14 protein-coding genes and 1 pseudogene are annotated in these 21,350 nt (G+C 69.6%); 8 read left to right on the top strand and 7 right to left on the bottom strand.

All coding sequences use genetic code 11. The features are described from left to right. Nucleotides 1–149: 149 nt before the first annotated feature. The 5 genes from ACIQ7M_RS40115 to ACIQ7M_RS40095 all read right to left on the bottom strand — a co-directional run bounded on the left by ACIQ7M_RS40115 (nucleotide 150) and on the right by ACIQ7M_RS40095 (nucleotide 10,741). Nucleotides 150–5,771, bottom strand: a complete 5,622-nt coding sequence (locus ACIQ7M_RS40115) for a DEAD/DEAH box helicase (protein ID WP_403653881.1) — start codon at nucleotides 5,769–5,771, stop codon at nucleotides 150–152. Next, on the bottom strand, nucleotides 5,764–6,720 hold the full coding sequence (locus ACIQ7M_RS40110; RefSeq protein WP_403653878.1) for a hypothetical protein: 957 nt from the start codon (nucleotides 6,718–6,720) through the stop codon (nucleotides 5,764–5,766). Before ACIQ7M_RS40110 ends, ACIQ7M_RS40115 begins: the two co-directional genes overlap by 8 nt. After that, nucleotides 6,717–8,846 (bottom strand): hypothetical protein, encoded by a 2,130-nt coding sequence (locus tag ACIQ7M_RS40105; RefSeq protein WP_403653875.1) that lies wholly within the window; start codon nucleotides 8,844–8,846, stop codon nucleotides 6,717–6,719. The genes ACIQ7M_RS40110 and ACIQ7M_RS40105 overlap by 4 nt, the downstream gene beginning before the upstream one ends. A gap of 987 nt (nucleotides 8,847–9,833) precedes the next feature. Then, on the bottom strand, nucleotides 9,834–9,974 hold the full coding sequence (locus ACIQ7M_RS40100) for a hypothetical protein (protein ID WP_403653872.1): 141 nt from the start codon (nucleotides 9,972–9,974) through the stop codon (nucleotides 9,834–9,836). Between the two features lie 395 nt (nucleotides 9,975–10,369). Continuing rightward, a complete protein-coding gene (locus tag ACIQ7M_RS40095; protein ID WP_403653869.1) occupies nucleotides 10,370–10,741 on the bottom strand; it encodes a hypothetical protein in 372 nt (123 codons plus the stop codon). 223 nt (nucleotides 10,742–10,964) lie between these two features. Here ACIQ7M_RS40095 and ACIQ7M_RS40090 point away from each other — a divergent pair, with 223 nt between their 5' ends. Continuing rightward, on the top strand, nucleotides 10,965–11,429 hold the full coding sequence (locus tag ACIQ7M_RS40090) for a hypothetical protein (protein ID WP_386981652.1): 465 nt from the start codon (nucleotides 10,965–10,967) through the stop codon (nucleotides 11,427–11,429). Nucleotides 11,430–11,491: 62 nt separating this feature from the next. Here the strand turns inward: ACIQ7M_RS40090 and ACIQ7M_RS40085 are convergent, their stop codons facing one another. After that, entirely contained in the window at nucleotides 11,492–12,580 is a 1,089-nt protein-coding gene (locus tag ACIQ7M_RS40085) for a Ku protein (protein ID WP_403653884.1), read from the bottom strand. Nucleotides 12,581–12,633: 53 nt separating this feature from the next. On the opposite strand from ACIQ7M_RS40085, the gene ligD reads away from it, so the two are divergent. Beyond that, nucleotides 12,634–13,515: a non-homologous end-joining DNA ligase gene (ligD, locus tag ACIQ7M_RS40080; RefSeq protein ID WP_403653864.1), complete on the top strand. Its 882-nt coding sequence runs from the start codon at nucleotides 12,634–12,636 to the stop codon at nucleotides 13,513–13,515. Between the two features lie 145 nt (nucleotides 13,516–13,660). Here the strand turns inward: ligD and ACIQ7M_RS40075 are convergent, their stop codons facing one another. Continuing rightward, entirely contained in the window at nucleotides 13,661–14,464 is an 804-nt protein-coding gene (locus ACIQ7M_RS40075) for an NERD domain-containing protein (RefSeq protein WP_403653860.1), read from the bottom strand. 99 nt (nucleotides 14,465–14,563) lie between these two features. Here ACIQ7M_RS40075 and ACIQ7M_RS40070 point away from each other — a divergent pair, with 99 nt between their 5' ends. The 6 genes and pseudogenes from ACIQ7M_RS40070 to ACIQ7M_RS40045 all read left to right on the top strand — a co-directional run bounded on the left by ACIQ7M_RS40070 (nucleotide 14,564) and on the right by ACIQ7M_RS40045 (nucleotide 21,330). After that, on the top strand, nucleotides 14,564–15,070 hold the full coding sequence (locus ACIQ7M_RS40070; protein WP_403653857.1) for a protein phosphatase: 507 nt from the start codon (nucleotides 14,564–14,566) through the stop codon (nucleotides 15,068–15,070). Nucleotides 15,071–15,482: 412 nt separating this feature from the next. Further along, the gene (locus ACIQ7M_RS40065; protein ID WP_403653854.1) at nucleotides 15,483–16,328 is read left to right on the top strand and encodes a hypothetical protein; all 846 of its coding nucleotides are present in this window, start codon (nucleotides 15,483–15,485) and stop codon (nucleotides 16,326–16,328) included. Beyond that, nucleotides 16,325–17,608: an ATP-binding protein gene (locus ACIQ7M_RS40060; protein ID WP_403653850.1), complete on the top strand. Its 1,284-nt coding sequence runs from the start codon at nucleotides 16,325–16,327 to the stop codon at nucleotides 17,606–17,608. Before ACIQ7M_RS40065 ends, ACIQ7M_RS40060 begins: the two co-directional genes overlap by 4 nt. A gap of 587 nt (nucleotides 17,609–18,195) precedes the next feature. After that, nucleotides 18,196–18,438 (top strand): annotated as a pseudogene (locus tag ACIQ7M_RS40055) (SH3 domain-containing protein); the annotation flags it as partial. 61 nt (nucleotides 18,439–18,499) lie between these two features. Then, nucleotides 18,500–19,876 (top strand): FtsW/RodA/SpoVE family cell cycle protein, encoded by a 1,377-nt coding sequence (locus ACIQ7M_RS40050; protein ID WP_403653847.1) that lies wholly within the window; start codon nucleotides 18,500–18,502, stop codon nucleotides 19,874–19,876. After that, the gene (locus tag ACIQ7M_RS40045) at nucleotides 19,873–21,330 is read left to right on the top strand and encodes a penicillin-binding transpeptidase domain-containing protein (protein WP_403653844.1); all 1,458 of its coding nucleotides are present in this window, start codon (nucleotides 19,873–19,875) and stop codon (nucleotides 21,328–21,330) included. The genes ACIQ7M_RS40050 and ACIQ7M_RS40045 overlap by 4 nt, the downstream gene beginning before the upstream one ends. Nucleotides 21,331–21,350 lie beyond the last annotated feature (20 nt).

Genomic DNA, 21,350 nt, shown 5'->3' with positions numbered 1-21,350 from the left:
TCCAGCATCATCCCGAACTCATCGACGGCTGCCTCACCGAGACCGGACTGACCCTCACCCCAGACCACCCGAAGGCAGTCCGAAAAGGTCAGTAGTGATCAGGATCTGAGGGAGGGGTTGAAGACAGTCGTAGTTCTGATCCCGTACCGCTATGCGTCGATGCCCTCGAAGTCGGTCACCATGGAGACAATCCTCGCGGGCGCCTTATCGAGGAGGAAGTCGTCGGCGAAGACGACCTCGGGGATGCCTCGGCTGTCTGCGGCCGCGGCTCGCCTGACCGCAGAGATCCGGGGGGATTCAAGTTGGTCGTCAGCTGCCTCGAAGGGACTCTTGGCGGCTACCCACATACGCTGCTCAAACAAGACGGCCGGGCCTGCCCCACCGAGGTCCGGTACGAACTCGGCATCGCCTTCCGGGAAGTCGGCCGCCCAGTTCTGCAGCAGCCGACTGGGCTGGCGCGGCTCGATGCGGGTACCTGTGGCCTCCCCGGAGAGGATGGCAAGGAGGTCGTCGGCGAGCCGCCAGTCCAGGAGCGAGTGGTAGGCCATGTTGGTGTAGTCGCGCAGGCACTCGTAGCAGGAGCCCCGGCAGTCGCGGCCGTGGCTGCCGTCACGGAACTTCTCGACCATGCGGTTGGCGGCGGCCACGAGGTCGTTGAAGACCTCGGGCTCGGCCAGGTGGGTGCAGTAGCCCGCGCCGTTATCGAGGGTGTCGGAGAGGAAGGCGAACGTCCGCGCCCGGGAGCCGGCGGATCCGGCACCGTGGATACCGGAGGCGATTTCGTTCGGCTGGACCTGGAGGATATCGCCGGCTGCCACACGGAGGAGTGCGGCCAGAGAGTACCAGCCGGCACGGCGTCCGGAGCGGTCATCCGGGAATCCGGTCGCCTGGGCGACCGAGGCTAGGTTGAGGCGGAGGCCGTGTTCCAGACTCTCGCCCGAGGCCGGGCCGAGGAGGAAGAGATCGGTGTGCTGGACCGCGCCGATCGCTGTGCCAGGGGTGCTGCTGGCGTCTTCAACGGTTCCGGCCAGCCAGGGCGCGTAGACGGCAGCTTCTGCCTCCACCAAGGCACCGGACCAGTCGGAGGTCGCCTTGGCCGGGGAGAAGTGGAAGAGCCGACCGCCGTTGTCGTTGACCGCGTAGCGGCGGCCCTTTCCGGCATGCACCACCATCCCGGCCTGGGTAATCCGCCGGGGAGCACCGGACTCCAGGTCCGCTGCCGTACGCGGGGAGAGTGATCTGGCCCTCCAGGCGAAGTTGCCGTCGAAGTCGCGCGCCTTCCCTCCGGTCATGAAGCCGGCCGGCTGATGGAGGCTGATCTCCCGGTACGAGCCGTCGGATGCTCCGCAGGCAGGACACTCCGCAGTCCGCTCTTCGTCTCCGCCCGGCTCGGAAACAGCCTTCGCGTCCTCGTCGAGGTGCCCGCACGCACGGCACATACCGATGTGCTGCCCTTCGCCGAGGGGATCACTCACAGCCTTCGGGGTCCCGCCTCCAGGCACGTATCCGACCACACCGACCGATGTATGGACCTTTCCGTCCTTCACGGTCTCCGCGCCGGGGGCGAACTGCGAAATCGCGATGTCGAGCGAGCGGTCGACGACACCTGGCGGGGGCCACGGGTAGGACTCCCGCGGCCGCCTCGTGTAGAGGTAGCGGACCGACGTCGGGAAGCCGAACATCGGGAGGAGGCCGGACTCGGCCAGGCGCTGGCTGAGATCGTGGTGCCCGCGGGATGATTCAGCGACAGCGGTGACTTCGGCAACAAGGCGCTCCGTCGCCCATCGAAGTGCCGCGTCAAGAGCCCCGGTGCTTTTCGTGTGGCTCACGAGCGCCTCGGCCACCGCGCTGATCTGAGCGGCCTCGGATGCGATCCACGCTTCGACTGCGGGGCGGACAGCATGCCAGTCGCGGACGAGTCCGAACTGGCCGTGGACGTTGCGCGTCGGGTCGAGCTCAGCGTCGCCCGCGGAGTTCGCCTGTGCGGATTCGAACGCCCGGCGGAGCACCTCAGAGGCGAGGACCCGCTGGTAGATGTCCTTCATATCCGTAGAGAGGTACGGAGGCGGGGTCGGAGCGTCAACGATGCGCTTGGGGTCCTGGAAGTAGTGCTCGTCGTGACTGCGCCCGCGGCAGACCGTGAGCGCAAGGGCTACGGGCGCCCCGCGGCGGCCTGCCCGACCGACCCGCTGCTGGTAGTTGAAGCGGGTGGGCGGCATGTTGGCCATCAGCACGACGGAGAGCGGTCCGATGTCCACGCCGGCTTCCATCGTCGTGGTCACCGAGAGCACGTCGAGGGTGTCGGGCCGCGGGTGTTCCGCATCGCTGAGGAACACGCTCTGGAAGCGGGCTTGGCGCCCTTGGGCCTCGATCCGGTCGGTCTGGCCGGTGAGCTCCGCGGTGTTCAGGCGGAACTTCCCGATTCCGTTCTTCGCCATCCACGCGTAGTAGTCGTCCTCCGGCGGGTCGAAGTCCTCCGCCTCGGGAGGCAGCGGTCCTCCGCACTTCGTACAGATGCCGGTCCCAGGGTGCAGGTGCCGACGGTGGCATACGCCGCACTCCCACGCGAGGCCTTCACCGTGGCGGAGGGCCACCTCCTCCGGCTGGATCACATACCCGATCACGGCCTTGCCCCAGGCTCGCTCGGCTCGATGCTGGACATCCTCCTCGTCTTGGCCTGTGACCGCTGCAATCCTCTGCCAGTAGTCGCGGAGGCGACGAGGCGGAGTGTCCGCGGCAGTACGGAGGCCTGCGAATCGGCGCAGGTGGCCGAGGACACGCAGGCTTCCCCGTACGAGTGCGATCTCCGAAGCCCGGTCGCTGGTGAGGACCGACCTGTCTGACGCCAGCGAGAGCCAGCCGAGACCGAGTGATTCGAAATCCCTGCCCGCACTGCCGAACAGTCCCATGAGGAGCTCCCGGCTGAGGGACTCCCGTATCTCGTCGCGGAGATCACGCTGCCGCGCGCTGAGAACCGTGCCGGACTCGTCGCGGACCTTCCCTTCGGGATCATCGGGCCATCGGTACAACGACGACCACCGCCGTGTCTCAGTGCCCTTCTCATAGCGAGCCGTCTGCAGCGAGGCGTTCGGTCCCCCCGGGTTCACTCCGAGGTGGACTAGCTTCTCGGCAACGGTGGCGGCGTGGCTGTCCAGACTCGGAACCCTGCTCAGACGCGCGTAGAGCTCCTCCTCCGTGTCGGGTTCTGGATCATCGGCGAGGTCGTCGAGACTCCCGGCAGAGGGCGGCTTCTGGAGCTTCTCCCATTGGTCGTATGCGGCGGGGTCCCTGGGCCGGATCCGCGCACGGGCGGCCTGAGCTGCCGCTAGCTCCTCCTGGGTCCGCGAGGCACTCTGGTAGAAGCCCTGGATCACTGCCAGGTCGGTTGCGGGATCTCCTTGGTTCGCGACTTCCTCCGCAAGCAGCAGACGCAAGAGGTCCTGGTAATGGCGCAAGCCGAGGCCGGCTGCGAGCTTCGCGGCGTCCTGGCGGCTGTCGGAGAAGACGACGGCCTGACGCGTGGGCAGTTGGGCGAGGACGGCGGTGGTAAGTACCTGGTTGACCTTCTCGAAACCGGTGCGCATCGACCGGACTGGAGTCCGGAGGCGACGGGGGTCGCTCAAGCTGAGGTTGTCGTGCCCGATACGCCGGACCTCCCAGTTGTCGCCGCAGCCAGGGCACTGGGACGGAGCGGCCGGAAGGTCTTCGAGCCGGAGGCGGGGGCGTCCGCGTTTCGGCTCTGGAACGCTGGTGTGGAAGGACCAACCGGTGTGGTTCCTGTGGTTGCGCAGCATGCCAGTGCGGGGGTCGTACGCACTCCGCTTGAACTCGAATCCGGCGCTCATCGCCCCCTTGTCGGAACTCGTCTCCCAGTCCAGCTTGTCCGCGGCAGGGTGCTTCTTCCTCGGCCAGTAGACGACGTAGTTAGCCGCGCTGGGGCCGAGGGAGCCCCCGTCGGGTAGCGAGTCGAGGTCAGGCAGGTCGGCAAGGAGACCGGCTTCGAATCCCTTCCCCCTGCGCTGCTTGAAGGCGGATTCCGGGGCGTACCCGCCCAGCAGCACATCGCCGCAGTTCTGGCAGTAGAGCAGTTCGAGGACCCGGGCTCCGCAGTCGCATCGCGAGGTCGGCCGCGAGAACAGCCTTCCGACGGTCCGGGCGCTGTCCTCTCCGTGGGCGGGCTCTCCGTCAGCGGGTTCTCGTCTGGGGATCTGCGGGCACTCAGGATCCGAGCATGCCCAGACTCCGGGGATGTTTCTGAAAAAGAGGTGGCCCCGCAGAGTCGGCAGCTTGGGCAGCCTGCTGCGGCGGAGCGCGGCCAAAATGCCTGCCAGAGCGTCTGCTTGCTGCTCCTTCGCCGCCGCCGGGAACATCCTGGCGGCGACTGCGTCGTCGAAGTCGGCGGTCAGCCGGTCGCCGTCCCGAAGTGCGTTGGTGAGGGCGTCGCCGGCATCGGTACGGGCCAAGAGGTCGTCAGCCTCGGCCGCTCCGGGCTCAGAGCCGAGACGCGCGAACTCGGCAGCATGATCCGACAAGTCGGAGTCCGTGGTCGCAGGCAGGTCCAGACGGCCGCCGAGCACTTCGAACCGGTCGCGTTCGATCCCGAAGAACTCCTGGAGGAAGTCGAGGTCCCGGGGTGCTTCGAGGGAGGCAGACGCTGCGATGACCCGGAACTTGTCAGGACGGTCGGTGAGGCCCAGGCGGTGGCGGAGGTTCCTCAGCAGATACGCGATCTCCGTACCGGCTGTGCCGCGATACGTGTGGAGTTCGTCGACCACCAGTGTGAAACGGGCGTCGGGGACCTGGTGCAGCCACTGGCGCGTCTTCTCGAAGACGGACGCTTCCCGGGACCGCATCAGCATGACGTTCAGCATGCTGTAGTTGGTGATCATGATGTCCGGGGGTGCCTGGATCATGTCCCAGCGGGAGCGCATCTCCGCACCGTCGAGCCGGGGGATGAAGTACTTGCCGTCGCCGTCGCCGCTCTGGGCCTGGCGGGAGCGAGCCTCGGTGGCGGCAAACTCCTTGCGGAGGTTCCTGACGCCGGCAGCAGAACCGATGTCTCCCGGGACAGGTGTCGCGCCTGTGTAGCGGCCGAAGTAGAAGCGGTGTCCAGGGCGCTTGGCCTCAAACCACGCGCGCACGCCGTCGCTGTCCAGAGCCTTGCGCAGACGCATCATCTGGTCGTCGACGAGCGCGTTCATCGGGTACAGCACGAGTGCGCGAACGGCAGCGTGGCGGCCGCGCTCGCCAGCCCTCTGCGGCTGGAAAGCACCGTCGGGCGAGGTCCACCAGCGGTTGGCCGGGGCTGACGTCGCACTCCACGACTCGGACTCCCGCACCAGGTCGGCAAGGATGGGGAGCAGGAACGCCTCCGTCTTACCTGATCCGGTACCGGCAGTGATGACAACGTCGCGCCGGTCCCTGACCGCGGCGGCGAGCGCCTGGTGCTGGTGCTCGTGGAGGGAGCGAACACCCTTGAGGAGGCCCAGCTCGACGAGCTCGGCGAGCTGGGGGTGGGCGGCGGCCTCGCGGACCGATGCGGCGATGCTCACTCCTGCAGAGAGGTACTGCGGCCGGACCTCGATCAGCGGGCGGCGCCAGGCGCCCCCATCACGGTCGAACAACCGGCGCCGTTCCTCCTCCAGTCCATCGTCTGCCAGCCCGAAAGGGGTGTCGTAGTAGCGGAAGAGCGCATTCTTAAGGTGATCAAAGGAGCCGACTATGTCCAGTCCGTGATCTGCCGCGGGTTCTGTCGTCGCGTTGTCATGCATGAAGGTCTCCGAGCGTCTGCCCGAGCGATGCGGCGATCTTCAAGGCCACGTCCCCCGGGACGTTGTCGTACGCAAGATTCTGGGCTGACTCCTGAATGCGGGGTGCGAGGCCGGAGCACATGGCAGCAACCCTCCGCTGCAGGTCCGGCAGCGGATAGCCCCAGTCCACGAAGAGCGTCCCCATGTCGTCGCGACCGCAGTCGGCCTCGGGGCGCCACCGCAGTACGTCGGCGGCGCTGTTCTGCTCGGATAGCACCGTGTAGATGCCGTACTCGTGCGTGGTCTCGAACCAGGCCCCGTCGCGGAGAACCTGGCAGACCCGCTTGCTGTCCCTGCGCTTTAGCCGGTACAGGCCGTCACCCTGCGGACGGACGGTCGGCATGTACCGCCGCTGCTCCAAGTCGTAGCGCTCCAGCGGTGCTCCGTACTCCGGCGCCGAGGTGCGCTCCGCCAGGCCCGAGCCTGGCAGCAGGGCCGCACCCCGGTAGGCAAAAGTGGGAGCGAAGACAGCTCCGAGGTCCTCCGCCAGATCGCGGAGTTCGCTCTCGTCCCCGAATCGGACGAAGTATGAAGAGGGAAGTTGGATGTCCCGAGACGGCCGGTTCGACGAGGCCCGGTACAGCTGGACGAGCCCCTCGTCCTGCAGCTCGTCGAGTCGCCGGTCGAAGGAGGCCGTGCGGCTGCCCGTGATGGCGGCAAGGCCCTGTGCCTTAGGCAGCGGGGTGAGCACCGGTGGCGCAGCGGACCAGCGGCGCCCGCTCCAGTCGACGTCGAGGTATGCCAGAGACACGGCATCGCGGAGCCAACGGCCTGGTGCGCCGGACTCGATCTCGTCGGACTCCTTGGCGCCGAGCCACCACAGACTCTGCTTTGCTTCGGTGAGACTCCCCGCCCCCGCTTCGCTGAACCAGCGCAGCAACAGGTCTCCCGCGCTGATTTCCGTGCTCATTTCCCACCCCGATCGCGCGTGTTGCTGATTTCTGCCGCAGCAGCCACGTACTCGGCCCAGCCTGCCGCCCGGCACGCATCGGCAGCGCTGAGTACGACGTATGCCCAGCGGTAGTCCTCCCAGGTCGGTACCGGGGCAGGAGCCGGAGCACCGGGATCAGCTGGCCGCACCCACCATCGCTGTGGAGTGCGGTAGACGAACCACACAGCGCCATTAGGGATCTCTGCTTCCATCGCGGGGGTTTCGGACGCCTGGGGGATGCGCTTGCTGACCCACGACGGTGCTTCCTGCCTTCGTACCGGCGTCACCGTTCCGTACTGGTCGAGGAAGTAGGACTCCACAACCTCGAGCTTGACGACGACTGTTCGGGCCGGGGCGGGAGCAGACGTGGCATCCGCGCCCCGGATGAAGGCTCCGCTGTCCTCGTCATCGCACTCGCTGACGCGGTGTGCGGAAGTGCCTGCGCACCGGTAACCGAGCGAACCGGTGCCCTCAGGAAGCCCTTCGTGGAACCCGTCGTAGACGGTGAAGATCTGGCGGCTAGAAGATGTGCCTACCTCGTGCTGACCTTCCTCGAAGGCGAGGCAGTTGAGGGGGAAGGGCACCCGGGGGTCAGCGCGCAGGTTCTCTGTCTGGCCGTCGAGGGATACCTCGACGGTACGGTCGGGAGTGTCGGAGGCCGGCAGGAAGAGGTCGGGTTCCCCGCCCCTGAGGTAATGGCCCGCGACGCCGGATCCGGTGCGGTACTCGCGGGCGATGCGAAGTCCGCCGATCAGCTTCGTGTGCTGCCTGATCTGGGGGTGCAGGACGTGGCTGTGCTCAGCGCTGGAGTCCAGCGCCTGCTTGAACGCGGAGGTATCGGCAGCTCGCACGCCCTTGAAGAGCCGCCACCCGGGGACAGGGGCGGCAACCTCCCGCACCGTCTTGGACCGGAGCCCGCTGAGCATGGCGCGCACCTGGGCCGCCGACGACGAGGACGCCAGTATCCAGTGCGGCTCACCGGGTTCGAAATACTCTGTGCTCACCCACTCGCCGAGATCCGCGTGCATGCGGAGCAGTACGACCTCCTGAGGCACCCATTCGATGACGAGGTCGTCGCCGTCGAGATGGACACCGAGGCGGAGCTGGGGCTCTGAAGGCACCAAGGTCTCAAGCCCTGAGTAGACACCCCCGTAGTCGGTGCGGAGGGTGAAGGACCGGCCGTCGTGAATCCGGACAGTCGTCTCCTCTACACCTTCGGCAGCGTCCGCAAGCCACTCCAGACGGCGGCCCTTGTCCGTCACCGCGATGCGCAAGCCCAGCGCCCGGCGCCGCTGCTGACGCTCCGGCTCGTGAAGGGTTCCGTCCCAGGCGGCGGCCAGCCGCTCCACAAGGGCGACGATGAGTGGATCGCCGCCCTCGCCGCTACTGGGCGCAGATGCGAACTTCAGCTCCTCCATCAGTCGGGGAGACAGGCCCCGGCCACGCCCCGCACTCCACGCGTTGAGCCGCCGCAGGAGCTCTCGGCCTGGTATCTCGGTCGAGTTGTGGGGCCGCAGCCGGGTCGTGGCGAAGAAGCGTGTGAGCGCTTGGCGGTCCGACCTGCGGACGAGCGCCTGTGAGACCGGGTATCCCACGCGCCAGTAGAACTCGTCCGTGCTCACTGTGCTCGTCCCGTACAGGCCGCCGGTATCTTCGAGCCAGGAGTCCAGTTCCTCCCACATGGCCGCTACGTCGTCCAGGGCCTTGTCGAGGCGGTTCGCTTCGGGTCCCTCCTGCGGGACGCCGAACATCTGGTACCAACGTCCGCGGAAATTCGTTCGGCGCATACCGTCCGAGGTCGCCATCCGGGTGGCCGCGAGGACCGACGCCGCCAGGACCGGAAGGCTTGGCGGCGCACCGGTGCTTCCTTTCGCCGCCCATACCCGGCACTGGCTCATCACGCGCCAGAGCAGGGCCTTGTCCGACCCCGACCAGTAGAGCTCGTCCGCGACGGCGCTGCTGAGCGACTCCTCGATGCCGAACCGCTGGGCGAGTTCCCGTTCAACCTCGTCGTCGACATACAACACAGTGCTCTGCAGGGCATGGTCAGCACCGAAGAACTCGTCAGAGAGGACTTCGTGCCACCGGTCGTACGCTCGCTTCATCTACCTGCCCCTGCCCACAGCACTGTCCGCATCTAGATCTTGCGTGGCGTGGGGGGATGTGCCCTCGCCGCGGCCTGTTCCCGGCCCGACTGTTGCGCCGCGCGGTGGCGGCGGGTTGGCCAGGTGGCTGCAGCGTGGGGCGCGCAGAGAGGGACGCCCGTGGTGAGCGCACTGATGTCGGCAACGATACGACAGCACGCGTTCCTTGTCAGTAGCCTCCGCAAGCCGGTGACCTGCGCTTGCGTGGCCGGCACGGGCGTCGCTACAGGTCTCCGGGCCAGCTTTCCATCTGGCGAGGGCTCCGGCGTACATCGGCACGGAGCGCTTCCGACCTTTGAACCGAGTTCTGGGCCAGGTTCGCCAAATAAGCGTCGGACATGGCCAAACGCGCACATGCGAGCTCAAACTCTTCCAAGAGTTCGTCCCCAAGAGTCCGCGGGCGACATAGTCCGCGCCGCCGCCCCGGAGGAGCGCATCCCCGCCGCCTGAGAAGGCGCCCGGGGACCGGGCCACCCACGAAACCGAGGCCGTACGCGGGGACCTTAGCAGCGGACGATAGCGGTCGCGAGCGAATCAAGGTGTACATCCGCGCCAGGCTGAGATGGCTTTGCCCTGCATTGCCCAAGCCGGGATCGAAAGGAGTGCGCAGCCAGCCATGGACTATCCGTGGACTGGCCCCGCCTGATCTACCACCTGCAGGGCCGTGACCTGCAGCGTTACCCAGTTCCCAAGGGCCCTCCGGAGCCGTGTGCGTAGGTTTGCACTCTGTTGCGGTACTCGCCCAGCCTGCTGGTGTATTGGGGAGTCGGCCACGGGCGGGGCTGTAGGAGAGGGCGGGAGGCGGGTCGCTGGGCCCGCCTCCCTTTCGTGTCTCTTGCTCTTGTCGTCTCTCGTCGAGTGGGGCGCACTCGCACGGCCAGGTCCGGGAATTTCGCTGTGTGGGGCGGTGGGGGGATTGGGAGCCTGTGGCGCCGGGCTACTGGAGCGTCAGTGCTGGGCCACCACCGCCATGCGTACCGCAGTGGCTACCGGATAGCGGGTGATGGTTGCGGGTCCCGGCGGGAGGGCGCTCTCCAGGGTGATTCCCGTGCCCCGCTCGAAGGTGGCCCCCAGCGCCGTTTCTCGCATTGTCCTCATTTGCGACGCTGGTGAGAGTCAGGAGCTCGCCCGAGGCGCAGTTCTGGTCCTGCGTGACCCCCTTGCGGGTGGGCCAGGTGTGTGAGGGCACCCTTGGCGTGAGCATGAGGTTCTCGCGGGCGGAATCGTCGAGCTGCCCCACGAGACGGGTCGCGAACTCCGCTTCGGGATCGGCACTGCTTTGAGGGAGGGTGTCGGTACTCGCGGCGAGCTGGGCTGCGGCTCCCGGCCCCCGCCTCCCGCTGCCATTCCCCTCCACTCCCGACGGCCTTCCGGCACCTGCCTGACACCTGAATGTGCTCGGAGTAGTTTTGCGCCGCACTCATCGTGCGGCGCTCTCAAGGCCGGCTGCAACGGCAGTACGGACCGTGTCCTCGCGTGTTCCGTTACGTCGTGGTCAGGCGGGCCCTGTTGAGCACGTGGGGTAGGAGGAGTGCGCCTGCTGTTGCGGCGCCCAGGGCTCCTGCGGTCAGGAAGGCGCGGGACGAGCGCCAGGAGAGGATCGACCAGCTCGACTGGGCTGAGAGTACCGAGCCTGTGCTCAGCCAGGAGCCGGCCGAGATCAGAGACAGGGAGGAGCCGATCGAGCCGATCGACAGGGCGCTTCCGATCGAGCCCACCGACAAGGCCGACCCCACGGAGCCCACGGACAGGACCGAACCTACCGAGCCGATCGACAGGACCGAGTCCTTCGACCACAACGAGAGCACCGAACCATGGGAGGGGCCGCCGGTCTGCCGTACGGGCTGCTTAGTCATGAGGCCATCCTGCCCCCGGTCCTGCCGTCTCGGGTGACTGGTGGCGTGCTCCGCGCCGCTCTTCCCACCCCCGCCGTCGTCGGGTCCTCCGCTTGCAGGAGTGCGGTCTACCGACGTGGCCGTAGTGAGGGCGCACGTGTGCGGCCGTGTGCGGGCATCCCGCGGTCAGGTGGGCATGCTCGTCCGGGGGAAATGGCGGCCAGTTGTGGGGAGTTGAGGCGGGATGCGGTCCTGGTTGCGACAAGGGATCTTCCAGGGGCCTCAGTCCCGGACCCATCTGGAGGCGCTCAAGAGGCTCCAGCCCGAACCGCAGGACATGTACGCCCACGACTACCTCTACGAGTGCCTGAGCGTGCTGGACTCCAAGGCTCAGGTGCTGCTGGGCTACGACGGATTCCTCGTGTCGGCCGCCACCGTCGTCCTGACCATTCTTCCCGGGGGCGCCGGTTCCACGGCGCTCCTGGTCGCCGCCCTTGTCGCGAGTGGCCTGTCCGGGGCCCTGAGCCTGATGGTCGTCTCCGTGCACTGGACCGACACGTACGACCTGGAACACCCCCAGGAGATCTTCCCCCGGCTGCTGGAGGTCCGTAATCACCGGACGCTCAGCTACCGCCTCTCGTGGGGGATCGCTCAGATCGCCTCGCTGCTTCTCGTGACCGGCGTTCTCGTGCATCTGCCGGGGTGGTAGCGGCGGCGTCCGGCGCCCATTGGTTCCAAGGCCTTCGGATGCCTTTCCGAGGCCTGTCCTTCTCACGCCGACGTTCGCTTGCGTGGTGTCGCCTTCTTCGCCGGCGCCTTCTTCGTGGCTGACTTCGTGGTCGACTTCGTAGCTGTCTTCGCAGCCGGCTTCTTGGCCGTCGTCCGGGGGGTCTGATCCTTTGCCGCCGTGGTCGACTTCGTCGTCGACTTCCTCGCCGGCGTCTTCTTCTCCGCCGTCTTCTTCGCCCTCGACGTCGACTTCTTTCCCCCGACCTCCTTGGGTGCCGTACGGGCCGAGCCGCGGGACGGCAGCTCGGTGACCTCGGCGTCCTCGCCGGTTCCGGTGGTGTCCTCGCGCGACCGCTTGGCCGCGCGCACGCTCTTCTCCAGGGCCGCCATCAGGTCCAGCACCTTGCCGCCGTCCTCGTCCCCGGCGGGAGCGGTGGGTGCCTCGTGTCCCTCGGCCTTGGCGGTGACGAGTTCCTCCACGGCCTGGCGGTAGTCGTCGTGCAGGTCGTCGAGGTCGACCTCGCCGAGGGTGTCCATCAGGGCGTCGGCCAGGTCGAGTTCCTTGTCGCGGACCGTGACGGCGGTGTCGGGGGCGACCTCGTCGGTGGCCCGGATCTCGTCCGGCCAGAGCAGACCGTGCATGGCGATCACGTCGTCGACGACCCTCAGCATGCCGAGCCGCTCCCGCCCCCGCAGCGCGAACTTCGCCACGGCGACCTTCTGGCTGCGCTTGAGGGCCTCGCGCAACAGGATGTACGGCTTGGCGGCCGGGACGCCGTTCGCCGCCAGGTAGTACGCCGTGTCCATCTGGAGCGGGTCGATGCGCTCCGCCGGGACGAAGGCCACGATCTCGATGGTCCGGGTGGTCGGGACGGGCAACGAGGCCAGGTCCTCGTCCGTGATCGGGATCAGGGTTCCGTCCACGTCCTCGTACGCCTTGCCGATCTCCGCGGACGAGACCTCGCTGTCCTCCAGCTCGCAGACCTTGCGGTAGCGGATGCGGCCGCCGTCGTCGAGGTGGATCTGGCGGAAGGAGATCGCGTGGCTCTCCGTGGCGTTCATGACCTTGATGGGGATGCTCACCAGGCCGAAGGAGATGGCGCCGTTCCAGATGGATCGCACGTGCAGCACCCTTCCGATCACTTTGAGCAGGGTCTGTGACGTTTTCGTGGGATTGTCATCGTATGACGCCGATCACGGAGGTGGAGGGCAGGAGGCTCGCACTCACCAATCTGGACAAGGTCCTCCATCCGGCCACCGGATTCACCAAGGGCGAGATGCTGCACTACTACGCCACGATCGCGGACGTACTGCTCCCCCATCTGCTGGACCGGCCGGTCTCCTTCCTGCGCTATCCCGACGGGCCGGACGGACAGGTCTTCTTCACCAAGAACGTGCCGCCCGGTACGCCCGCCTGGGTCACCACCGCCGAGGTTCCGCGCACGGAGGGACCCGCGCGCATGGTCCTCGTCCAGAACCTGGCCTCCCTCATGTGGGCGGCGAACCTCGTGACGGAGTTCCACACGCCGCAGTGGACCATCCCCACGCCCGGGATCGCCGACCGGATCGTCTTCGACCTCGATCCGGGGGCCCCGGCCACGGTGGTGGAGTGCTGCGAGGTCGCGCTGTGGCTGCGCGAGCGGCTGGCCGCCGACGGGATCGAGGCGTACGCGAAGTCGTCCGGGTCGAAGGGGCTGCATCTGCTGGCTTCCGTCACGCCGACGCCGTCCGCCGACGTCAGCGCGTACGCGAAGGAGCTGGCCGTGGAGGCGGAGAGGGCGCTGCCCCGGCTGGTCGTGCACCGGATGACCCGGAACCTGCGGCCGGGAAAGGTGTTCGTCGACTGGAGCCAGAACGCCGGCCGCAAGACGACGGCCACCCCCTACACGCTACGGGCCCGGGAGGAGCCGACGGTGTCCGCTCCCGTGACCTGGGAGGAGGTCGAGGACTGCGGGTCGCCGGACCGACTGGCCTTCCGGGCGGCGGACATCCCGCTCCGCGTCCAGGATTTCGGTGATCTCCTGGCGCCGCTGTTCGACGCGGAGCGCGCCGGCCCGCTGCCGTGAGGAGCGTGAAGGGGGCGTGCCGACCCCCCGCCACGAACGCCGAAACACCAGGGGTGCGGAGGGGTAAGGGTGCGGAGGGATGAGGGTGGGCGCCTGGTACCGGGGGCGGCGCGGCCTACACGGTCCGGCAGGGCCCGGTCGGCGTTCACACGCCGAGCCACGTGTGCCGGTCGCGGGCGAGCGCGTGCAGGGCCTCCACGTCCGCCGGTTTCAGCACACCGCCGAGCCGGGCGAGGCCCGCGAGGTCGGTGTCCCGCAGGACGCGGACCTCGCGCGAAGGCGCCGGGACGTCCAGGCGGGCGGGGCCGACCACGGCGAGGACGGCGTGGACCTCCGCGGTCAGGGCATGTGACGCGCGGCCGGCGTCCGCGCGAACGCGGCGGAGCAGCGGGCTTGCCGCGTGGCGGCCGACGGTGACCGTCGGGTCGGCGACCAGGACGCGCTGCTTGTGGGCGGGCAGGACGTGCAGGCAGAAGAGGCCGGCGGGACCGATCAGCAGGTGGTGGATGCGGTCGCCGCCCGGGAGCGGAATCGAGTGCAGGGTGTACCGGCCGCCTCCCTCCAGCCGGTCGAGCGCCGTGCCGACGGCCTGCTCGGCGGCGAGCGCGCGGCGGCGCGGGTCGGGGCGCAGCCAGTGCGCCGGGCCGGGGTCCCGGTCGAGGTCGATCACCAGGGCCTCGCCGGGCCGGTTGGGCGCGAGGTCGTCGTCGGGGTGGAGCGCCAGCCGGGCCAGCTCGGCCGAGGTCGGGACGGGCGGTGGTCCGACGGTCACCGGGCCGGTCAGGAACGGACGCAGTACGTCGAGCACGTCCTCGCGCCGGTCCTCGCTGAGCAGATTGACCCTGGCCGTGTCACGGTCGTACCAGGCGACGCTTCTGCCGTCGGTCAGGCACACGTACAGGCGCTCCTGTCCGTGCCGCCGGGCCGGTACGACGCGCAGTCCGTTCATGAGCCATCACCCCATGACCATGGGAACAGGCGGGGTGCTCCAGGGGCAAGAACCCGGTTACCTTTGGCAGGAGTTGGGGCGGTTGGGTGGGAGGCGCTGTTGCGAACTCGCAGAAGATATCCGGATGTTCCGGCCCCGGACAGCCCGTGGAGTGAGATCGTGCCCGGCCTGTGGATGGGCGGTCACGAGTTCGTGGGGCGTTCGGGACAACGGCAATCAGCCGTCGTACACGATGAGTTCGACCTGGTTCTGACGCTGTTGCGGCAGCCGGGGCACGGGCCCGATCCGGGGGTCGAGCATCACGTGTGGCCGATACCGGACGGGCCGCTGGACGGTACGCAGCTCACCGGGGTCATGCGGCTCGCGCGGGCCGCGGACGACGCGTTGGAGGACGGGCGCCGGGTGCTCGTCCGCTGCCTTCAGGGGTACAACCGCTCGGGCCTGGTCATCGCGCACGCGCTCATCCTCGCGGGGCACGGCGCCGACGACGCGATACGGCTGATCCGGGCCCGGCGCTCGCCCTGGGCGCTGCACAACGAACTGTTCGTGGAGTACCTGCGGGCCGGGCTCCCCACGGCACGCCTTCTCGAGGAACTCGCGGAGTAGACGCGGAGGCGAGGCGGAGGAGACGCGGGCGGAGGAGACGAGGAGGCGCCGAACAGGGGGCCGGTGGCGAGGTCTCGCGCGGGCGGGACAAGGAGCCGCCCCGGACGCCGGCGTGATCGGGTTCGCCTCCCGGGCGGCTGCCCACGCGACCCCGCCGGGGAGTTCCATACGTGCGGACGAAAAGGATTTCTGTATGAATAAGGGGTACGGGACGGTCGGTCGTCCCGTGTCGTGCCCGGTCGCCCGGGGTGTGCCCGTCCTCGGCGGGCACCCCTCGGGCGGCCTCCCTTCCTTCTCCTTCGCCGGTCTCGTGCGGTAGGCGGCGCGGCAGCGCCCGCGGACGGGGCCGCCCGGACCCGGGAGCCCAGTGATCCACAGCCGCCGCGCGCGAGGGCTCCGTCTCCGGTCCCGGGTGGCCGGTCGTACCGGCGGGACCGGCCGGACCGCTCGTGCTCTCCTCTGTGCCATCACCGCCCTCCTGGCGACGGCCCTGGCCGGCTGCGGCGACACCGGGGCTCTGCACAGCGCCGGCGCGACCCCCACCGCGATCGGCCCGACCCGGCTGTGGCCGCAGCTTCCGCCCGCCGCGACACCCGCGATCGACTACGGCGAGGCGGACACCGAGACGGTCAAGGGCGTCACGGCACCCGGCGACGACATCCACGCCCTGGACCCGGTGACGGTCGTACGCGCCCAGGTCGCGGCCCATCCGGACGAGTACACCGGACCGCACGCGGTGTACGCGGAGACGGCGCGGCTGCTCGCGGACTGCGGGAAGCCGGGCGCGCGGGGCGGGAAGTGCCCGGTCCTCCGGGCGTACTACCGCGATCTCACCGGCGACGGGAAGGCCGACATGGTGCTCGGCATCCGCTTCCCCGCCCACCAGCTCGCGGTGCGCGTGTACACGTTCCTCGGCCACCGGCTCGTGCAGGTCATGGGGGCCGCGGACAGTGTCGTCAGCGTGGAACTGGCGGGCCGCGACGTGATCATCCGCTCGCCCTCGACCCTGCCCGGATACGAGTTCCGTACGGTCTGGTCCTGGGACCCGCACCAGAACGCGATGCTGGCGACCCGTGACGAGATCCTGCGGGTCGGGCCGCCGACACCGACGGGCTCACCCGCCCCGGCACGATCGCCCTCCGCACGCCAGGCCTCCCCTGCGGTCCCCCCGGCACGATCCCCCTCCGCGCGTCAGCCGTCTCCCGCGGTCCCCCCGGCGCGCTCCCCCGCCCTCGCTCCTGCCGCGAGCGCCCCATGAGGTGGTCTCTGCGTCTGCCGCGCTGGACCGCCACCCTCACCTGGAAGGCGGCCGCGTTCATCGCGGTGATGTGCTGCGGTCTCGTCGCCCTCCTCGGTGCCCTCGTGCACGTCTCGGTGACCGCCCAGACCGTCGGCGAGGCCCGCGGCCGCGCGCTCGACCGGCTCGCCGACGTCACGACGGCCTACGAGGCGGGCGACCGGCTGCCACCGGACGCGGGCGTCGACCCTCCCGGGCTGCCCGCGCGGCTGCGCGAGCTGGCGGAGGACGGCAAGCGCGGCACGATGGTCGGCGAGCACGACACGCACCCCACGATGTGGGCCGCCGGGCCCGCCGGCGGAGGGCGCGCGCTCGCCGTCCGGTTCGACTACGCCCAGGGCGCGCACGCCATCGACGCCCTGGACCGGGCGATCGTGTGGTCCTCGGCCCTCGCGATCGGCGTGACGCTGCTGGTCGGGGTGTTCGCGGTGACCCGGGTGACGCGCCGGCTGCACGCGACGGCGCGCGTGGCACGGCGGATCAGCGCGGGCGACCTCGACGCGCGCGTCAACGACCCGCGCGCTCAGGATCCGACCCGCCCGCAGGACGAGGTGGCCGCGGTCGCCGGCGCGCTCGACACGATGGCGTCGTCGTTGCAGGGCAAGCTGCTGAGTGAGCAGCGCTTCACGGCGGACGTGGCGCACGAGCTGCGCACTCCGCTGACCGGGCTGCACGCGGCCGCCGAACTGCTCCCGCCGGGGCGGCCTACGGAGCTGGTGCGCGACAGGGTAGCCACGCTGCGCACCCTCACCGAGGACCTGCTGGAGATCTCCCGGCTGGACGCCGGCAGCGAGCGTCTGGAGCTGGACTCGGAACCGCTGGTGCCACTGGCCGAACGGGTGGTGCGCGCGTCGGGGACCGACACCGTTGTCCGCGTGGTGCGGGGCACGCGGGTGGAGACCGACCGGCGGCGGCTGGAGCGGGTGCTCGGGAACCTGGTGGCGAACGCCCACAAGCACGGCAGGGCGCCGGTGGTGCTGACGCTGGACGGCTCGGTCGTCACCGTACGGGACCACGGGGACGGGTTCCCCGGCTACCTCGTGGAGCACGGCCCGCAGCGCTTCCGTACGGAGGGCGGCGCGCAGGGGCACGGGCTCGGTCTGACCATCGCGCTCGGCCAGGCGGAGGTCCTGGGAGCCCGTCTGAAGTTCGCCAACGCCCCGGACGGCGGTGCGGTGGCGACGCTGACACTCCCTCAGGACGGGCGGCGGGAGCCGGGCGGCTCCGATGGCGGACTGTGAACTGCGCTCCCCGGCTCCCGCTCCTAATGTGGCGATAAGTCAGCTTCGCCCCCTTCCTGGAGGAGCCCTCCATGTCCCTGCGGTCCTCATACACCCGAATCGGTATGGCCCTGGCCGCCGGCAGCCTCGCCCTGGCCGGTGCCACCCCCGCCCTCGCCGACAACGACGGCGGCACCGGAAACAGCGACAACCACCAGTGGAGCGAGGGCACCGGCGGTCACCAGTGGAACAACGGTGGCAACGGCGGCGACGGCGGCCGCGAGCAGGGCACCGGTGACGACGGTGGGGGCGGTGGCGGCCAGTCGTGGAACAACGGCGGCGGCGGTGACGGCGGGGGCAACCAGAACTGGGACAACGGCGGGGGCGGCAACAACACCTGGAACAACGGTGGCGGGGGCAACCCGAACTGGAACAACGGCGGGGGCGGTAACCAGAACTGGAACAACGGTGGCGGTGGCGGCGGCGACGGCCGCCAACCGGGGAACGGCAACCCCAACCCCAACGGGAACGGAAACGGGAACGGCAACGGCAACGGCAACGGCAACGGCAACAATCAGAACAGCCAGCACAACCAGAACAACCAGAACAACCAGCAGCTGTACCAGGGCCGGGTCACCGCCCGTGGTGGGCTGGCCCTGCGCAGCTCGCCGACCCGCGGCAGCCAGCTCATCCGGGTCGCGCGGCAGGGGGAGATCGTCTCCATCTTCTGCAAGACCCCGGGCGAGACCGTCGACGGCAACCCGCTCTGGTACCTCCTCACGGACGGCACCTGGGCCTGGGGCGCCGCGCGCTACATCGACAACATCGGCCCGGCTCCCCGCTGGTGCTGACACCCGGGGCTCCGTCACCCCATAACGGGACATCGGGTCGCCCGCTTGCTACGTTCCGGACATGATCCAGCCCGGAATGTCCGGAACGGCCGTGGCGGCGGACCCGGCCCCACCCGCCGAACGCCTGGCCACGCGCCGTGGCGTCGAGCTCGCCCTCATCGTCGTCGCCGTCCTGCTCTGCGTGTACGGCTACTGCGCCGTCGGCCTCGCCAAGCACGGCACCGTTCCGCCCGGCGCCGCCGGTTACGGCGCCGGGCTCGGCGTGCTCGCGCTCCTCGCCCACGTCGCCGTACGCCTGCGGGCCCCGTACGCCGATCCGCTGCTGCTGCCCATCGCCGTCCTCCTCAACGGACTGGGCCTGGTGCTGATCTACCGGCTCGACCTGGAGACCCCGGACGACCAGGCGGCCCCCATCCAGCTCATCTGGTCGACCCTCGGCGTCGCGTTCTTCATCGTCGTCGTGCTCTGCCTGCGCGACCACCGCGTCCTCCAGCGCTACACCTACCTGTCGGTGGTCGGCGCGCTCGCCCTGCTCGTCCTGCCGATCTTCTTCCCGGCGGTCAACGGCGCCCGCATCTGGATCCGGATCGCCGGATTCTCCATCCAGCCGGGCGAGTTCGCCAAGGTCCTGCTCGCCGTCTTCTTCGCCGGCTACCTCGCCGCCAACCGCAACGCGCTCGCCTACAGCGGCCGCCAGATCTGGCGGTTCCGGCGGCTCCAACTGCCCACCGGCCGCGTACTGGGCCCGATCGTGACGATCTGGCTGCTCAGCGTCCTGGTCCTGGTCCTGGAGCGGGACCTCGGCACCTCGCTGCTCTTCTTCGGCCTGTTCGTGATCCTGCTCTACGTCGCCACCGGCCGCACCGGATGGATCGCGGTCGGGCTGCTGCTCGCCTCCGTCGGAGCGGTCGCCGTGGGCCGTCTCGAACCGCACGTGCACAGCCGGGTGGAGGACTGGCTCGACCCCTTCGCCTCGATCACCGCGGGCCAGGGACCCAACCAACTCGCCCAGTCCCTCTTCGCGTTCGCCGCCGGCGGGATGCTCGGCACCGGCCTCGGGCTCGGCCATTCGGTCCTCATCGGGTTCGCGGCCAAGTCCGACTTCATCCTGGCGACCGCGGGCGAGGAACTAGGGCTGGCGGGCCTGTCCGCCGTCTTCCTCCTCTACGCCCTCCTCGTCGAACGCGGCTACCGCGCGGGCCTCGCGCTGCGCGACCCCTTCGGCCGGCTCCTCGCGATCGGCCTCGCCTCGATCGTGGCCCTCCAGGTCTTCGTCATCGCGGGAGGCGTGACCGGCCTGATCCCGCTGACCGGCATGGCGATGCCGTTCCTCGCGCAGGGCGGCTCCTCCGTCGTCACCAACTGGATCATCGTCGCCCTGCTGATCCGGATCAGCGACTGCGCCCGCGGTCAGTACGACGGGACGCCGGCGCCATGACCAAGTACATCCGCCGGGCCATCGGACTGTGCGCCGTGCTGCTCGTGGCCCTCCTGGTCAACGCCGCCCGCGTCCAGGTCGTCCAGGCCCCGTCGTACGACCGCAATCCCGCCAACCGCCGCCCGGCGATCGCCCGTTACGGCCAGCCGCGCGGGAACATCGTCGTCGAGGGCCGCACGGTCACCGGCTCCAGGGACACCGGCGAGCTGTTCCGCTACGAACGGACCTACCTGGACGGGCCGTTGTACGCGTCCGTCACCGGCTTCGCCTCCCAGCTCTACGGGACCACCCTGCTGGAGGGCACCGAGGACGGCATCCTGTCCGGCAGCGACCCGATGCTCGCCCCGCTCCCCCTGCTGGACGGCCTCACCCGGGCCCGCGGCACCGGTGGCAGCGTCATCACGACTCTCAACGCGGCCGCGCAGCGGGCCGCCTACGAGGGGCTCGACGGCCGTCGGGGCGCGGTCGCCGCGATCGAGCCGTCCACCGGGCGGATCCTCGCCCTGGTCTCCACCCCGTCGTACGATCCCGCCTGGCTCTCCGGGACGGGGCCGGTCACGTCCGCGGCGTGGGCGGGGCTGAACGCCCGGGCCGACAAGCCGATGCTCAACCGGGCCGTCCGGCAGACGTATCCGCCGGGGTCGACGTTCAAGGTGCTGACCGCCGCGGCGGCGCTGGACTCCGGGGTCGTCGAGGACGTGGACGCGCCGACCAGGTCCCCGAACCCGTACCGGCTCCCCGGCACCACGACGAGGCTCACCAACGAGATCGAGGGCTGCGAGGACGCCTCCCTGCGATACGCGTTCACCTGGTCCTGCAACACGGTCTTCGCGAAGCTCGGCGTCGACGTCGGGCTCGACGGCATGACGAGGACGGCGGCGAACTTCGGCTTCAACGACCGCAAGCTGCGCATCCCGTTCTCGGTGGTGCCCAGCAACTTCGATCTGCGGCTCGACCGGGCCCAGTTGGGGCTCTCCTCCATCGGCCAGTTCGACACACGGGCGACGCCGTTGCAGATGGCGATGATCGCCGCGGCCGTCGCGGGCGACGGTTCGGTCAAGACGCCCTACCTGGTGGAGCGGACGACCTCGCGCAGTGGCGCGACGCTGACCACGACCGGTCCGCGCACCCTCCATCAGGCGATGAGCGCGTCCACCGCGCAGCGCATGCGGGAACTGATGACCGACGTGGTGGAGAAGGGCACGGGAACCGTGGCCGCCATTCCCGGTGCCACCGTCGGCGGCAAGACCGGCACCGCCCAGCACGGCATCGGCAACTCCGGTACCCCGTACGCCTGGTTCGTCTCCTGGGCCCGTGCCGACGGCTCCGTGGAGCCCGCGGTGGCCGTCGCCGTGGTCGTCGAGGACGCGGCGGCGAACCGCGGGGACATCACGGGGGGTGGGTTCGCGGGGCCGATCGCCCGGGGGGTGATGGAGGCGGTGCTGGGGAGTTGAGGATTCCCGCGCCGGGGGTG

The organism is Streptomyces sp. NPDC096324 (genome assembly GCF_044763015.1).
GTDB lineage: Bacteria > Actinomycetota > Actinomycetes > Streptomycetales > Streptomycetaceae > Streptomyces.
Note: the sequence above shows the minus strand (reverse complement) of the source record. Positions and strands in the feature narration are given on the sequence as shown.